The 15558-nt window shown below is 66.4% G+C and carries 16 protein-coding genes and 1 other RNA gene; 6 read left to right on the top strand and 11 right to left on the bottom strand.

The window, feature by feature from the left end:
• Positions 1–89 precede the first annotated feature (89 nt).
• Entirely contained in the window at positions 90–869 is a 780-nt protein-coding gene (locus AC13C7_RS18410) for a DUF1013 domain-containing protein (RefSeq protein WP_172320051.1), read from the bottom strand.
• A gap of 133 nt (positions 870–1002) precedes the next feature.
• Here AC13C7_RS18410 and AC13C7_RS18415 point away from each other — a divergent pair, with 133 nt between their 5' ends.
• A complete protein-coding gene (locus AC13C7_RS18415; RefSeq protein ID WP_482868318.1) occupies positions 1003–1635 on the top strand; it encodes a ribonuclease T2 family protein in 633 nt (210 codons plus the stop codon).
• Positions 1636–1861: 226 nt separating this feature from the next.
• On the opposite strand, the gene recR is transcribed toward AC13C7_RS18415, so the two are convergent.
• From recR to AC13C7_RS18440, 5 genes are all read right to left on the bottom strand, one after another.
• Complete coding sequence (gene recR / locus AC13C7_RS18420; protein ID WP_172320049.1) at positions 1862–2461, bottom strand: recombination mediator RecR; 600 nt, start codon at positions 2459–2461, stop codon at positions 1862–1864.
• A gap of 2 nt (positions 2462–2463) precedes the next feature.
• On the bottom strand, positions 2464–2808 hold the full coding sequence (locus AC13C7_RS18425) for a YbaB/EbfC family nucleoid-associated protein (protein ID WP_172320048.1): 345 nt from the start codon (positions 2806–2808) through the stop codon (positions 2464–2466).
• 69 nt (positions 2809–2877) lie between these two features.
• The gene (locus AC13C7_RS18430; protein ID WP_482868319.1) at positions 2878–4611 is read right to left on the bottom strand and encodes a DNA polymerase III subunit gamma/tau; all 1734 of its coding nucleotides are present in this window, start codon (positions 4609–4611) and stop codon (positions 2878–2880) included.
• 68 nt (positions 4612–4679) lie between these two features.
• Entirely contained in the window at positions 4680–5063 is a 384-nt protein-coding gene (locus AC13C7_RS18435) for a YidH family protein (RefSeq protein WP_474887492.1), read from the bottom strand.
• A gap of 52 nt (positions 5064–5115) precedes the next feature.
• Complete coding sequence (locus tag AC13C7_RS18440; protein ID WP_482868320.1) at positions 5116–6111, bottom strand: Hint domain-containing protein; 996 nt, start codon at positions 6109–6111, stop codon at positions 5116–5118.
• Between the two features lie 250 nt (positions 6112–6361).
• Between AC13C7_RS18440 and AC13C7_RS18445 the strand changes: the two genes are divergently transcribed.
• From AC13C7_RS18445 to AC13C7_RS18455, 3 genes are all read left to right on the top strand, one after another.
• A complete protein-coding gene (locus AC13C7_RS18445) occupies positions 6362–7888 on the top strand; it encodes an ankyrin repeat domain-containing protein (RefSeq protein WP_482868321.1) in 1527 nt (508 codons plus the stop codon).
• Between the two features lie 59 nt (positions 7889–7947).
• Positions 7948–8247 carry a hypothetical protein gene (locus tag AC13C7_RS18450; protein ID WP_482868322.1) on the top strand — a complete coding sequence of 100 codons (300 nt, stop codon included), beginning with the start codon at positions 7948–7950 and terminating at the stop codon, positions 8245–8247.
• 74 nt (positions 8248–8321) lie between these two features.
• Entirely contained in the window at positions 8322–8732 is a 411-nt protein-coding gene (locus AC13C7_RS18455; RefSeq protein ID WP_482868323.1) for a protein-tyrosine phosphatase family protein, read from the top strand.
• 2 nt (positions 8733–8734) lie between these two features.
• Here AC13C7_RS18455 and rsgA read toward each other — a convergent pair whose 3' ends face one another.
• The 4 genes from rsgA to AC13C7_RS18475 form a co-directional block, all read right to left on the bottom strand.
• Positions 8735–9766 carry a ribosome small subunit-dependent GTPase A gene (gene rsgA / locus AC13C7_RS18460; protein ID WP_482868324.1) on the bottom strand — a complete coding sequence of 344 codons (1032 nt, stop codon included), beginning with the start codon at positions 9764–9766 and terminating at the stop codon, positions 8735–8737.
• A 401-nt stretch (positions 9767–10167) separates the two neighbouring features.
• Positions 10168–10266: signal recognition particle sRNA small type (gene ffs / locus AC13C7_RS18465), an RNA gene on the bottom strand.
• A 49-nt stretch (positions 10267–10315) separates the two neighbouring features.
• On the bottom strand, positions 10316–11134 hold the full coding sequence (locus AC13C7_RS18470; protein ID WP_482868325.1) for an alpha/beta hydrolase family protein: 819 nt from the start codon (positions 11132–11134) through the stop codon (positions 10316–10318).
• A 1-nt stretch (position 11135) separates the two neighbouring features.
• The gene (locus tag AC13C7_RS18475; RefSeq protein ID WP_482868326.1) at positions 11136–12992 is read right to left on the bottom strand and encodes a bifunctional 2',3'-cyclic-nucleotide 2'-phosphodiesterase/3'-nucleotidase; all 1857 of its coding nucleotides are present in this window, start codon (positions 12990–12992) and stop codon (positions 11136–11138) included.
• Positions 12993–13165: 173 nt separating this feature from the next.
• Between AC13C7_RS18475 and nudC the strand changes: the two genes are divergently transcribed.
• Both nudC and AC13C7_RS18485 read left to right on the top strand, forming a co-directional pair.
• Positions 13166–14122: an NAD(+) diphosphatase gene (gene nudC / locus AC13C7_RS18480; protein ID WP_482868327.1), complete on the top strand. Its 957-nt coding sequence runs from the start codon at positions 13166–13168 to the stop codon at positions 14120–14122.
• A 48-nt stretch (positions 14123–14170) separates the two neighbouring features.
• Entirely contained in the window at positions 14171–14641 is a 471-nt protein-coding gene (locus AC13C7_RS18485; protein ID WP_446122207.1) for an SRPBCC family protein, read from the top strand.
• A gap of 55 nt (positions 14642–14696) precedes the next feature.
• Here AC13C7_RS18485 and AC13C7_RS18490 read toward each other — a convergent pair whose 3' ends face one another.
• On the bottom strand, positions 14697–15476 hold the full coding sequence (locus AC13C7_RS18490; RefSeq protein ID WP_172320037.1) for a methyltransferase domain-containing protein: 780 nt from the start codon (positions 15474–15476) through the stop codon (positions 14697–14699).
• Positions 15477–15558: the final 82 nt, after the last annotated feature.

The raw sequence follows: 15558 nt of genomic DNA on the forward strand, positions 1-15558 counted from the left end.
CGTTCCCTGATCACGGCAGTCGAACGGCCACGAAAAACCCCCTGCGGCGGGACCGGCAGGGGGTGTTCGCTGTCACGGAGGTGAGGGCCTCAGCGGCGGTCGTCCTCATCATCCTCGTCGTCGTCCTCGCTGTCGGGCAGGTTGAAGAAACTGTCGGCGTCGCGGACATCCTTTTCGTCCTTGTCGTCGTCCTCCTCTTCATCGCGATCCGAACTGTCGCTGAGCGAGAAGGTTTCCAGCCCCGAAATCGCGGAAGGAATCCGCGCCTCGGGTTCCATGCCGAGCGATTGCTCGGTCGAGACCAGCTTGCGGCGTTCGTCATCGGTCATGCCTCCGCCCTCGGCCGCGATCTTGGCCGCCGCCTTCTGCACCACGGCGTCAAGCTCGGATTGCTTGCACAGGCCAAGCGCCACCGGGTCGATCGGCTGGATATTGGCGATGTTCCAATGCGTGCGCTCGCGAATCGCCTGGATCGTCGGCTTGGTGGTGCCGACCAGCTTGGAGATCTGGCCATCGGTCAGCTCGGGGTGGAACTTGACCAGCCACAGGATCGAGGCCGGACGATCCTGGCGCTTGCTGAGCGGCGTGTAGCGCGGCCCGCGGCGCTTTTCCTCGCCCACGGCAGACGGGTTGAACTTGAGCTTCAGCTTGTGGGAGGGATCCTTCTCGGCGGTGTCGATCTCTTCCTGGGTCAGCTGATTGTTGGCAATCGGATCGAACCCCTTGACACCGGCGGCCACGTCACCATCGGCGATGCCCTGCACCTCAAGCTCGTGCAACCCGCAGAAATCGCCGATCTGACGGAAGCTGAGCGTGGTGTTGTCGACCAGCCAGACAGCGGTGGCTTTGGCCATGATCGGTTTGTTCATCTTGAGCGGCTCCTTGGGTTTCGCAAATCTCTCCCGTGCCGGGAAACGGCTCGCCGGGTCTGGCCTGGCGTGACGTCGTTGTAAGGGAGGTCGTGGCGTATATAAGCAGGATAAAGCCGGGAGGGAAGGGCAAATGATACGACTGATCATGGCACTGATGCTGATCGCGGGCGCGGCACGGGCCGAGGGCGAGCGCGCAGGCGCGTTCGACTATTACGTGCTGGCCTTGAGCTGGACCCCGACATGGTGCGCGATCGAAGGCGACGGGCGCGGCTCGCCGCAATGCGATCCGGGGCAGGGGTTCGGCTTCACCCTGCACGGGCTCTGGCCGCAATACGAGGCGGGCTGGCCAAGCTATTGCCCGACAAGTGAGCGCAATCCCTCGCGCGGGATGACGGCGGATATGGCCGATATCATGGGATCGAGCGGGCTGGCCTGGCACCAGTGGAACAAGCACGGGGTCTGTTCCGGCCTGTCGGCCCGTGACTATTTCGCCCTGTCCCGGCTTGCCTATGAGCGGGTGACGCGCCCCGACCTCCTGCGCAACCTGGGCCGCGAGGTGCGCCTGCCCGCCGAGGTGATCGAGGAAGCCTTCCTGGAGGAGAACCCGGATCTGCGCGACGAGACCACGACCGTGACCTGCCGCGATGGTCGCGTGCAGGAGATCCGCATCTGCCTGACCCGCGACCTTGACCCCCGCGAATGCGGGCGGGACGTGGCGCGGGACTGTTCCTTGCAGGAGGCGATTTTCGCGCCGATGCGCTGAGGGGAGAGGGCGGGAGCGAGGGGCCAGCCCCTCGCGCTCCCCGGGATATTTACGGAACAAAGAAGGAAAATTTTAGTCAAATTGATCTCATCCTGTCCGGCGATCCTTTGCCAGGGAGTCATGCGGAAGGGGCCGGGGATGCGGATGTTGAGGCTTGCGGCGCGGGTGCTATGCGCCGGTCGAGGATCCGCCCTGGCGCATGTCAGCGGCATCTTTGATCCTGACGTCAGAACGCCTTGCGGGCGCGCAAAGCGGCGGAGATCGTGCCATCGTCGAGGTAATCCAGTTCACCGCCGATGGGCACGCCCTGGGCCAGCGAGGTGACCTCGATATTGCGCGGCTCCAATTCGCCCGCGATGTAATGGGCGGTGGTCTGGCCATCCACCGTCGCGTTCAGGGCCAGGATCACTTCGGTCACGCCCTCGCGCTCCAGCCGGTCCATGAGCTTGGGGATGCGCAGATCCTCCGGCCCCACCGCATCCAGCGCCGACAGCGTACCGCCAAGCACATGGTAGCGGCCGGAAAACACCTGGCCGCGTTCCATCGCCCAGAGGTCGGCGACATCCTCGACCACGCAAATCTGGCCGTTGGCGCGTTTTTCGCTGAGGCAGATGGCGCAGGTTTCGGATGTTCCGATATTGCCGCAGGTCAGGCATTCGCGCGCCGAGGCCGCGACCGACATCATCAGGTCGGCCAGCGGCGTCATCAGAAGCGCGCGCTTCTTGATCAGGTGCAAGACCGCGCGCCGGGCCGAGCGGGGGCCGAGACCGGGCAGCTTGGCCATGACCTCGATCAGGGCCTCGATATCGCGCGGGGCGTCGGCCAAGATCAGAACGGCAGCTTCATGCCTTCGGGCAGGTTCAGCCCTTCGGTCAGGCGCGCCATTTCCTTTTGGCTGCGCTCCTGCGCCTTGACCTGCGCATCCTTGATCGCGGCCAGGATCAGGTCCTCGACCACTTCCTTTTCATTGGGATCGAAGATCGAGGGGTCGATATCCAGCCCCGTCAATTCACCCTTGGCGGTGGCCGTGGCGCGCACGAGGCCCGCGCCCGAGGAGCCCTCGACCGTGATCGTGGCGAGGGTTTCCTGCATCTCGGCCATCTTGCCCTGCATTTCCTGCGCCTGTTTCATCACCTTGGCCATGTCGCCAAGCTGGCCCAAACCTTTCAGCATCGTCACGTTCCTCTGATCAATCGCGTTGGTCTGTAGATACGGGCGCGAGGCGCGTCGCACAAGGCGGCGTCAGTCCTCCTCGAAAGGGTCCCATTCATCCTCGACCTCGGGCAGGGCGGTGACGGCGGCCTCATCGGCCATGTCCTCGCGGCTGCGGATCTCGGTGATCTTCGCCTGCGGGAAGGCGTGCAGGACGGCCTGCATCAGGGGATGCTCCAGCGCCTTTTCCCTGAGCGCGTCGCGTTCGGCATTGGCCTGTTCCTCCAGCGTCGGGCCGCCGCCCTCGTTGGCCAGGCTCACCGTCCAGCGTACGCCGGTCCAGTTCTTCAGGCTCTGCGCCAGCCGCGGCGCGAGGTCCTGTGGCGCACGGTCGGTCGGCTGGAACGTGATGCGTCCCGGCGCGTAGGAGACCAGGCGCAGGCAGGATTTCACCTCGATCAGCAGCTTGATGTCGCGGTTGGATTCGATCAGCGCGACCACCCGGTCGAACGTCGCGTAATGGGCCAGCGCGGTGTCGGATTGCGCCTCCAGCGCCGGGGCCGCGCCGCCCGAGGGGCCGCGCGGGGCGTGGGCGCGGGGGCCGGGACCGCCCTGGGGGGCGGGCGATGGCGCGGCGGGGGCGGGCGGCACCGGCATGTCACTCAGCTTGCGCAGCAGGTCTTCGGGCGGCGGCAGGTCGGCCACATGGGTCAACCGGATCACCGCCATTTCGGCGGCCATCATCGCGTTGGGGGCAATCGCCACCTCCTCCAGCGCCTTCAGAAGCATCTGCCAGGTCCGGGTCAGCACCCGCATCGACAGCTTGGCGGCCATCGCCTGCCCGCGCGTGCGTTCATCCGGGCCGATGGTGGGGTCTTCGGCGGCGTCGGGCGTGATGCGGATGACGCTCAGCCAATGGGTGATCTCGGCCAGATCCCGCAAGACCGCCATCGGGTCGGCGCCATCGGCATATTGCGCGCCCAACTCGTCCAGCGCGCCCGCCGCGTTGCCCGACATTATGTGATCGAAGAGGTCCATGACCCGGCCCCGATCGGCCAGCCCCAGCATGGCGCGGACCTGGTCGGCGGTGGTCTCGCCCGCGCCGTGGGAAATGGCCTGGTCCATCAGGCTCATCGCGTCGCGGACCGAGCCTTCGGCGGCGCGGGTGATAAGCGCCAGCGCCTCCTCGGCGATCTCGGCATTTTCGGCAGTGGCGATGGACTTCAGGTGGGCGATCATCACCTCGGGCTCGATCCGGCGCAGATCGAAACGCTGGCAGCGCGACAGGACCGTGACCGGAACCTTGCGGATCTCGGTGGTGGCGAAGATGAATTTCACATGGGCGGGCGGCTCCTCCAGCGTTTTCAGCAGCGCGTTGAAGGCGCTGGTCGAGAGCATGTGAACCTCGTCGATGATATAGACCTTGAAACGCGCGGTGGCGGGGGCGTAATGCACCGAGTCCAGCACGTTCGAGCGGATGTCGTCGATCTTGGTCTGGCTGGCGCCGTCCATCTCGATCACGTCGACATGCTGCCCCGCCATGATGCCCACGCAGTTGCGGCATTGCCCGCAGGGTTCCGTCGTGGGGCCGCCGGTGCCGTCCGGCCCGGTGCAGTTCAGCCCCTTGGCGATGATCCGCGCGGTGGTGGTCTTGCCGGTGCCGCGAATGCCCGTCAGGATGAAGGCCTGCGCGATCCGGTCGGCGGCGAAGGCGTTCTTGAGGGTGCGCACCATCGCCTCCTGCCCCTTCAGGTCGGCAAAGCTGGCGGGGCGGTATTTGCGTGCGAGCACCTGGTAGCCGGTGCCGGTCTGCGTGTCTGTCATTGCTCGCGATCCCCCTGCGGTTCAGGCCAAAGGTGTAGCGCCGCGCCGCGCCTGCAACAACCCGCCCGCTACAGCATCCACAGGATTGCGCCGACAAGAAGGGTGGCCGTGGTCATGACAATCGCCAGCCGGGTGAAATTCTTGCGCTGGATCGGCTTTGCATCGGTGCTGTTCAGCCGCTCATGCGTCTCATGCGCCCGGTTGCGCGCCGACCAGAAGATCAGCACCGCGATCAGGAGGAAGGTCGAGGCCACCAGCTTGGCCGCCCAGGTCGGCTCGAACGCGCCGAACACGGCCCTCAGTGCGATGGCCACGCCGATACAGCCAAGCCCGGTGCCCATCCAGGAATTGAACGTGCGCTCATTGGCCAGGATGGTGCGGTCCTGCGCCCAATCAGTGCGCTCCTCGGCCTGCTCGGTACGCTGTTGGGCCTGGTCTTCCCTCTTGCTCATTTTGGCAGCATAGGCGCGCGGCGCGGTGGCAGACAAGCACCGGCACCGTGCCTCACGCCGCGACGCGCCCCATGATCGCGCCTTCATAGGTCTTGAGGATCGCCCGCGCGGGATCGCCGGGATCGGTGTCCAGGCCGCACAACTCGGGGAAGATCTCATGGATCTCGCGGATGGACTGGCTGTCCAGCGACTGCATGGCCATCGGACCGGGCATCAGGCTTTCGGCGGGCAGCCCGTTCGACAGCAGAACCTCGTGGCTGTCCAGCAGGATGTGATAATAGGTCACGCCGCAGGCCCCGCTCTGCCACAAGATGCTGTGGTCGTTGACCAGCGCCTTGATGGCCACGAGAACCTCGGCCTCGCCAAAGAGATACTCGGCCCGCCAGTCGGTCAGAAGGACGCGGTGATTGGGCGACAGGATCAGATCCTGCACCGGCAGCCCGTCGCCAAGCGCCCCGGCGCGCACCGCGATGGGGCGCAGATACTGCGCGCGGGCCAGGGCCAGCCCGTCCATGTGCCGCCGTCCGATCCAGCGGATGGGCATCGCGCCGCTGTCGCGGGTCAGGACAAGATCGCCGACCTGAAGCATCTCGATGGGCACCTCGCCCTCGGGCGTGGCAATCAGGGTGCCATCGCCGAAACACATGAACTGAATGGGCTGGAAGGGATCGGTGAAATCCTTCTCGCCGCCGTCCTTGGCGCGAATGAATCCGGTATGCACCTCTCCGTCGGCGCCCAGATAGGTGAACTGGTATTCATCGGGGTTGTTCGGATCGACCCAGGTCGACAGCGCCCCCAGGAGCGAGATCGAATCGGAGGGATCGTAATGGTGGATGTCGATCCGGAGGTCGTCCTGGTCGAAGCTGGACAGGTTGATCGTGACGTAGTCGGAATGGCTGTCGTCACGGAACTCGATCCTGATCTTGTCCACATCGTCATTGGGATCGGCCGAGATCGTCACCGCCCCGCCGCCGGGGATGTCCACGCGTACGGAATCGTTGTCACCAACGGTGACCTCACCATTTTCCGTAACGTTGATCTTCGGCATGTCTGCTCCGCCCGGCAGGCGGATCTGAACGCCCACTCTGCCATGGCCTTGAAATTACCACAGTTTGGCCATCCGGCAATGCGGGAATTGTGAAGCCCGGCGTTTCAGGCTATTGTGCAACAGCCTTCGGGGTGAGGCATCCAGATCCGCGGAAAGCCGTCACCGGCACCCCCTGTTATCGAACGGACATACCCTTCGGTTTGACCTTTGCCCGATCAAGCGGATCGCGGGCGGTATGAAAGGTAAGCCGATGACGAAAACCCTAGACAGGTTGCGCCGCGATGCCAAGGCGCTGAGGCAGGCCCATGAGGCCGGAACCCCAGATGCGCGCGCCCGCATTGCCACCTATCAGCCGCGCCCCGAGGGCCAGGCCCTGAAGCACGCCGATTACCTGCATGTGATCGCGCGCGAGAACAGTTTTGCCAGCTGGCCCGCCCTGAAAGAGGCGGTCGAGATCATGGGGATGGACCGCGCGGCAAAGCTGCAACGCCTCAAGATCGCGCTGCATCACGGGCAGGTGGAGGTGGTGGAGCGGTTGCTTGCGGAGACCCCCGACCTTGCCGATGGCAGTTTCGGGCTGGAGGTGGCGCTCTATAATCGTGATGCCGTCGCCGCGACACTGGCCAAAAATCCTTCCGCCGCGACCGAGTTGCGCGGCATGGCCCCGCCGCTGGTGCATCTGGCGCAATCGCGCATGTTCCGGCTCTGGCCCGAGCGGGAGGGCGACATGCTGGCGATTGCGCGGATGTTGCTCGATCACGGCGCCGATGTGAACCGGGGCGCGCCGGCTGCGCAAGGCTCCGACCACATGCTGTCGCCGCTCTATTTCGCCATCGGCCATGCCGATAACATGGTGCTGGCCGAGTGGCTGCTGGATCACGGGGCCGACCCGAATGATGGTGAATCTCTTTATCATTCGACCGAGCTTGGCCATCACGAGGGGCTGCGCCTGTTGCTGGCCGCGGGGGCCGACCCAAAGCGCACAAACGCCCTGCTGCGCGCGATGGATTTCCACGACCACGCGGCGGTGCGGATGCTGCTGGAGAACGGCGCGCGGGCCGATGATTTCGACGAGAGCGAGGTGGGCGGCGAGGCCCCCTGGACCATGCCCGCCCTGCACCAGGCCGCGCGGCGCATGTGCGATGCCGAAATGGTCGCGCTGCTGCTGGAGGCCGGCGCGGACCCCGCGCGCGTGCATCAGGGCGCGTCGGCCTATGGCTATGCGCGCGTTTTCGGCAATACCGACCTGGCCCGCGCCATCGAGGCGCGCGGCAAGGCCACCGACCTGACACGGGACGAGGGCCTGCTGGCCATGGCCGCCGAGGGCGCGGTGCCGGAGGAAACCTGGATCGACCCCGCGAAACTGCCAGACGCCTATCGCAACATCCTCCGCGAGATCGTGGGCCTGCCCGGCAAACTGCCCCATATCCGGGCGCTGGTGGCGCTCGGCGTCGAATATGACCGCCCGGATGGCAGCGGGTTGACGCCCGTGCAGATCGCGGGATGGGAGGGGTTGCCGGAAGAGATGGCCTATCTGCTGTCGCTGAAACCGGACCTGGCCCATGTCAACGCCTACGGCGGCACGTTGCTGTCGACGATCATCCACGGCTCCGAGAACTGCCCCGCACGGGCGGAACGCGACCATGTCGCCTGTCTGCGGCTGGCGCTGGAGCATGGCGTGGCCCTGCCAAGGCGCGCGATCGGGTTCGCGGCGGATGACGCCGTGGCCGCGTTCCTGGCCGATTGGGCCGCATCCTATCCCGGTCAGGTGATCTGAGCCTTTGGGAAAGGGGCCCGTCTGCGCTAGGCTGGCCCCGGACAAGGGGGAACAGGGCGATGCGATTGGGTGTGATCTGGGTCTTGCTGGCGCTTTGGGCGGTCGCTGTGGCGCTGTCGGTGAACGCCATGTTTCAGCCGCCGACCGGCGATGGCTTCGCCCGCGGGCTGAACCGGATCGAGGGGTTTCTCGGCTTTCAGGCGGCGGCGCTGGTCATCGCTCTGATCGTGCTGTCGGTGCGCGGTTGGGCCGAGGCGCGCTGGCTGCGCCGCTTGACGCTGGTGCCGATCCTGCTGGCGCTGGCGCTGGTGCTGCTGGTGGGCGGGATCATCCTCTACGTGATCGTCATGGACGGATGAGCGTGGGCTTCACGATCCACGACCTTGCGGTTGGTGGCGGTCGGCTTGGCCTGTGTCGCTTGCCGGGGCGGGGTGTGTCTTACGATGTTGATTTCTCAAGGATTCTGGACTGGCAGCCCGACCTGGTTCTGTCGATGACGACCCTGCCCGAGATGGCGGGGACCGGGGCGGCGCATCTGGGCGAAGACCTGGCCCGGAACGGCATCGGCTGGCGGCACCTGCCCATCGTCGATTTCGGTGCGCCGGGGCAGGGGGTCGTGGCGGCCTGGCCCGAGGTCTCGGCGCTGGCAGCAGGGATCCTCTCCAGCGGCGGCGGGGTGCTGGCGCATTGCTATGGCGGTTGCGGGCGCTCGGGCATGGCGGTGCTGCGGCTGATGGTCGAGGCGGGCGAGGACGCGCAGGCGGCGCTGATCCGCCTGCGCGCCGTGCGCCCTTGCGCGGTCGAGACCGAGGCACAACTGGCCTGGGCCAGCGCGCCCCGGTAACCTCAGCGCCCGTCGCGGTCCCGCTTGGCCGATTGCGCGCCACGATAGGTCTTGTGCAAAGACCTGTGCCGCGCCCGCGCCTCGTGCAGCGCCTCGGAGTTATGGGCATCCTCGCGCTTCAGTTTCTGCCATCGTTTCAGTCGCTTGGGGTCAAGGTCGCCCGCCTCCACGGCGGCCTGTATGGCGCATCCCGGCTCGGTCTCATGGGCGCAATCGTTGAACTTGCAGGCGGCTGCCAGCGTCTCGATATCCTCGAAAACGGCCTCGATCCCATCCGCCACATCGGCCAGCGGCAGAGACCGCATCCCCGGCGTGTCAATGAGCCAGCCGCCGAACCGGGTGCGGGCCAGATCGCGCGATGTCGTGGTGTGGCGGCCCTTGGCGTCATCCTCGCGGATGCCTTGCGTTGCGGCATCGCCGCCGGTCAACAGGTTGGACAGCGTGGATTTTCCCACCCCGGAGGAGCCGGCCAGAACCAGCGTCTGACCGTTCCGGCACCAGGGTGCGAGAGTGTCCAGCTCGTCCGGATCGGTGGCGTTCAGGGTGACGGCGGTGACCAGGGGTGACAGCCGGTCGGCCTGCTTCGCATAGCTGTGCGGATCGTCGCACAGGTCAGATTTCGTGAGGATAATCAGGGGCATACATCCGGCGCTGGCGGCCAGGGCAAGGTAACGCTCCAGCCGCGCGATGTTGAAATCCTCGTTGCAGGAGGTGACGATTCCGAAGGTTTCGACATTGGCGGCGATCAGTTGCGCCGACACGTCATGCCCCGCCGCGCGGCGTTTGAGGCTGGTCTGGCGCTCCAGCCGTTCAGCCACGGCGCCGCGGTCGGGCGTGGTCAGAACCCAATCGCCGACGGCATAATCCCCGGTCGTCTCGGGCGTGCGCAGGGTGAGTGTGCCGTGCGGTGACAGAACGGTGACGCGGTCGCGGGCGACGGTGCTGATTCGTGCCGCGAAATCAAGGGTTTCAGGATCGGTTTGCGCCGCGAAGAAAGGCGACCAGCCGAGGTCTTTCAGAGTGTAGTCAGTCAATTTTCAGGTGTCCCGAAGCAAGTCATGAGAGGGCGCTGGCCCTGGGGCCGCGCGGGTCTGTTGCTCGGGTCGAGACGGCGGAAATTATGCCGCGTCGGCCCGGAAGGGTGCTGCAATCTCCATGAAGCCTCCTGCGGGCGGGCCGGGTTTGCGGGGTGCAAAACCTGACAGGTTTGTCCGCTTTTTCTAACAGGTTTGTCAAGTTTTTGGGGGAGGGGCGAGAGGGGCGGTGCGAAGAGATCGGCGGACCCTCTCGGCGCTGTTCAGCGCCTGCCGGGGCGTCGCGTTTTGCTGGCGCAAAAGCGCGGTCGCGTCGGAACCTGCTTCGCAGAACCCTCGTCCCCTCTCGGCGGCATTCGCCGCCTGCCGGGCGTCGGAACCTGCTTTGCAGAACCCGACGGGGGTGAGAGGTTGGACGACGACCCAAGCGGGGCTCGTTGTGGCTGCTTCCTTCCGGATCTGACCAGGTTGGCGAGGCGCTTGCCCGCGCCAACCCCTCGATCCGTCATTTAGGGGATCGGGGCGGCCCGTGCAAGGGGCGGCGCATGTCTAGAGGGACGCGAACCAGTCCCAGGCATCCGCCGCGAAGTCGGGGCCGCCCTCGTAGAACCAATGCGTGTGGCCGGGGATCAGGACCAACTGATAATCATGGCCCGCGCGCGACAGGTAATCGGCGGCGATACGGGCGCTGGTCACGTCGAAGATCTGGTCCGATGTGCCAAGGTAGAGCCGGATCGGCGGCGCGTCGCGGATCGGGTGCAGAAGCGTCGGGTTCACATAGCCCGCATGTGCCGCCACGCCGCGCCAGGGGCCGATGACGCGGTTGGCGGCAAGCTGCGCGGTGATCGCGCCCGCCGAATGACCGAAGAGGAACATCCGGGTGCGGTCGACGGGGTAGATCTCCACCGCCGCGTTGATGACGCTGTGCAGGAAGGCGCCTTCGGGGATCTCTCCCGGTGCGCCATTCGCGTCGTCGATCGCCACAAGGATCAGGCCATTTGCATCGGCCACCGGCTGCCACATGTCGATCATCGAAAGCCCGTCGCGGCCCGCGCCATGAAAAAGCACGATCACCGGGGCCGGCGTGTCGAGGCCCTCCGGCGCGTAGCCCCACCATGTCCGGGGCATGATGCCGTCCAGCACCGGGTGGCGCGTGGCCCCGGTGACATCGGGCGCATAGTCCAGCGATGCGGGCAGGGCGGGGCGCAGGTCCGGGCGTTCCGTTTCGGTCAGGGTGCCAGGCGGGGCGGTGGGGTCGGCGACCGTCATCTGCGCAGGCCCGGACAGCATCGGGGCCAGCAGCAGGCCCGTCGCGGCGAGGAAGGCGAGGGCGACGAGGGCCAGCACGGAGATGTAGAGGCGGCGCAAGCTAAAGCTCCATGCGGAAGCGGGCAAAGCCGGTCGGGCTGTCCTCCAGCCGGGTGAGGTTCAGCGCCGCGATGTCCTGGGGGTGGTTGGCGGCACCGGGGCCGGTCTCGTAGATCACGGACGTGCCGGGCATCGGGGCGAAGCGCCAGGTGTTCAGCGGCTCGGGCGTGACCGGCGCGTGATCGGTGATATGGCGGATCAGGATGTCCTGCGCCGTCAGGTTCGGGTCCAGCACCAGATCACCCCGCGTCGCGGCTCCGAAATGACCGCCGCCCGAGGCGCGGTAGCTGTTGGTGGCGACGAGGAACTCATCGCCCGGCATGACCGGCTGACCCTGGCAACAGAGGTCGGCAATGCGCCCCGGCGTCTCGAACCGGGTCAGGCCATCGGCCGAATAGGCGGCGGGCTGGCTGGGGTCGATGGTGTAGGTCAGCCCGTTCAGGATGTCGAAATTGTAGCTGGCGAATGCCGGGTCGATCAGAAGCTGGTCGCGCCCGTCGGGGGTGATCTGGCGAAAGATCGAGGCCGCGCGGTCCAGCCAGTCACGGATGTCGGCCCCTGTCAGGCGCAGGATCCGCAGCTTGTTGGGATAGCTGTAGAGGTCGGCGACATTGCGGATCGAGAGCGGCCCGACCGGAATGTCGATGTAGTTCTGCGGCCCGCCGCGCCCGCCCGCCTTCAGGGGGGCGGCCACCGCCAGCAGCGGCAGATGCGCCAGCGGGTGGCCCTGGAGCGCGCGAACGGCGGCGGCACGCTTGGCCGTGGCCTTGAGAGACAGGGCAGAGGTGTTCGAGATCAGCGCGAAATAGCTGGTCAGCGGGCGTGTGGTGGCGCCGATGCGGCGCCGGATATAGGCGAGCGTCGCCTTGTGGTCGGTCGCGGTCACGGCGAGGATGCGGGCCTGGGTCGGGCCGATCTCGTCGGACGTGTCGCGGGCGGGCAGGGTGTCGGCCTGGGCCGAGGTGACCCGCCAGCCGTCATCGCGCCGCCGAAGGGTCAGGGCGATCCGCCCGAGATGCGAGCCGAACGCCCCGGGCTGGACCACGGGCGTGCCGTGCAGGTTGCCGGTGCCGCAGCTGTCGGGGACCGGGAACACGACGTGGCTGTGGCCCGCGACGATGGCATCGCATCCGGCCAGGCGCGCCAGCGGCAGGATCGCGTTTTCCAGCTCGGGCCGGTCATCCTCGGGGCCGATGCCGGAATGGCAGAGCGCGACGATCAGGTCGGCCCCCTCTGCGCGCAGACCCATTGCCGCGCGGGCCGCGGTGGCGACGATCGGGTGGCTCTGCAACCGGCCCTGCAACACCGGCTTGTCCCAGATCGTGATCTGCGGCGGCGCGAGGCCGATGACGCCGACCCTGATCGCGTGCCATTCCCCGGCGCTGTCCTGCATCCGGTGGTTCAGCATGATCGCGGGCGGCAGGAAGGGGCTGCCATCCTGGTAGGTGAGATTGGCCAGAACGACGGGAAATTCGGCATCCGCCAGCGTCCTCGTCAGGAAATCCGGGCCATAGTTGAAATCGTGATTGCCGACAGTGGCCGCGTCATAGCCAAGCGCGTTCATCGCAGCGATCACCGGGTGCGGGCGGCCGTCGCGGGCACGCTCACGCGCGGCATAGTCGCCAAGCGGGGTTCCCTGGAGCGTGTCGCCATTGTCGAAAAGCAGGCTGTTGGGCGCGGCCCTGCGCTGCGCCTCGACCAGCGGGGCCAGCCGCGCCAGCCCCAGACCGCCCGCCGGTTCGTCGCGGTAATAATCATGTGGCTGGATATGGCCGTGCAGGTCGCTGGTGGCCAGCAGGGTCACACGCAGCTCCGGGTCCGCGTGCCGCGTCGCAAGTGTATCGTCTTGCTTTTCCATTAACTTTTATGAAGCCTGTCGGTCATGCGTTGGTTAGAACAACCCTGTGGATAAATGGCCAGAGCCCTGGGACAGGATACCATAGCGGTTTGCGCCGGTGTGCCACATCTGCGACATGACCGCCAGAGGATCCGCACGGGGATGGGCCCCGGGCGACAGGGGAAGGGATGGCGATGAGACTGGCGGAAACGGTGACCTTCGGCGGCGGCGGGCTGGAGCGCGCGGCGGAACTGCGCGGCGATCAGGCGGCGTTGACTGCGGCGCTGGAGAGCGGCGATCCGGTGGTGCTGCCGATCTGGCGCGGCAAGCCTCTGATGGCGGGCGATGCGTTGCAATTCGTGGCGGGCGATCATGCCATATTGGCCGACGCCCCACCGGGTCGCCTCTTCCTGGGGCGCGATGGCGAGGGCCTGCGCTTTGCGGCGGATGTCTCGGCCTGGGAGCCCGAGGCGGTGGACAAGGCCGCGCTGGACAGCTTCGCGGATGACAGCCAGCAGGTGCATCCGGCGCTGCCCGAGGCCAGTTTCCGCGAATTGCGGCTGGCGATGGTCGCGCTGAGCGCCCGCGAGGCCGAGATCGCGGCCACCGCCAAGGCGATGCTGGGCTGGCACCGGTCGCATCGGTTCTGCGCCAAGTGCGGGGCGGAAAGCCGGTTCGATCTGGCCGGGTGGCACCGCCGCTGCCCGTCCTGCAACGCGCTGCATTTTCCGCGCACCGACCCCGTCGTCATCATGCTGATCACGCATGGCAATGACCTGCTGATCGGGCGCTCGCCGGGTTGGCCGCAAGGCATGTATTCACTGCTGGCGGGTTTCGTGGAACCCGGCGAGACGCTGGAGGCCGCCGTGCGCCGCGAGGTGGCCGAGGAAACCGCGATCCGGGTCGGGCGGGTCAATTACCTCTCCAGCCAGCCCTGGCCCTATCCGTCCTCGCTCATGTTCGGCTGTATCGGCGAGGCGCTGAGCCGTGAGATCACGCTGGACCCGGTGGAGCTGGAGGATGCGTTCTGGATCAGCCGCGAGGACCTGGTGGCGGCGCTGGCCGGTCATCATCCGACCCTCCTGCCCGCGCGCCCCGGCGCCATCGCGCGATTTTTGATGGAGAATTGGCTTGCGGACCGGCTGGATTGACCCGAGACTCCGCGCCAATAAAGCTGGGACAGAAAAAACGGACCTGCCATGAAATTCGAAACAATCGAGGAGGTTGCCGCCCCTCAGGACTATACTTTCGCGCGCTTTACCGATTTCACCCGCTATGAGGGGTTGGCGCGCAAATACGGCGCCGATATCCGCCGGGTCGGCGGTTTCACCGAGGTCGCCGAAGGGGCGACATGGCGCGGCACCATGCAGGTGCGCGGCAAGACCCGGGGCGTGGAGGCGGTGGTGACCCGCTACGCGCCCCCGGAGGCGGCCCGGATCGACACCGTGGTCGGCGGCATGAACGTGGTGTTCGAGATGCGGTTCGAGGCGCTGGGCCCCGACAGGACCCGCCTGCGCGCCGTCGCCGAATTGCAGGCAAGGACGCTGGCCGCGCGACTGATCATCCAGTCCATCAAGCTGACCCGCAAGCGGGTACAGGCCAAGATCAACTCGCGCATCGTGGCGCTGGCCAATGAATACGAGGATGCCTGGCGGCGCGAGCAGGGCTGAGGCCCGGTCGATCCTGCCGAGTTGAGCCGGATCGGTTGGACAAGCTGCTGTCCACCTACGCCTGGTCGGGTTTCAAGATCCGGAAGTTGAAGCGCCCGGTTGAGAAGAAGTGCGCGCCCCGCGCATCGAGAGCGATCTGTTCGTCGGCCCACGCTTTCAGGTCCACCTCCGATACGGTCTCTTGTGCGCCTACATAGGCCATGATGAAGGGAACGATCATCTCGCTGTAGCAGCCCTCATACCGATCCAGATTCACAATCGGGAAATAGCTTACGTCTGCCACGAGCAATCCGGCCATTCGCAGGCGCGCCGCCAGGGTTCGGGGCAGGTTGCAGTCCGCGCAGTGAGACTTGAACGCCACGAGGATCCTTTCCATGCGATCAGGGTCTTCACTATGCCAGCAAAGAGCGTCCCAATCCGTCGCAAGGATCAGACCCCGTCCGCCCGGCTTGAGCACTCGAGCGACTTCGGATGCGAACATCTCGATGTCGGGAACATATTCGGCAACCTGCGTGCTGACGATGACGTCAAATACGTTGTCGTCAAACGGCAAGGCGGTCGCGTCAGCGCAACGATATGTCAGCCAGGACCGGTCGGCCCTTTGGCAGGCGCGGTCCACCATTTGCCGCGAGATATCCACGCCGACCACTTCGCCCGCGGGCCCGGTCAGTTCGGCGATGGCAGCGGCCAGGAACCCCGGGCCGCTGCCAATATCCAGAACACGCTCGCCCTCGCGAATTGCAAGCCGCTGAAGGGTGTCCTGCCTCTGCGCGGTTACGTCAGGCCCCAAGTAGATTGCCTCGAGCTGCTCGGCGGCAGCTTCATCGTATTCCATGCTTGGCATCGGCCCCCTCCCTCTTTCTTGCACCGATACTATCAGAGAATTGCAACGTTTTGGGGGCAGATACCGGTCCCTT

The sequence above is a fragment of the Alterinioella sp. B-7 genome, assembly GCF_056857775.1.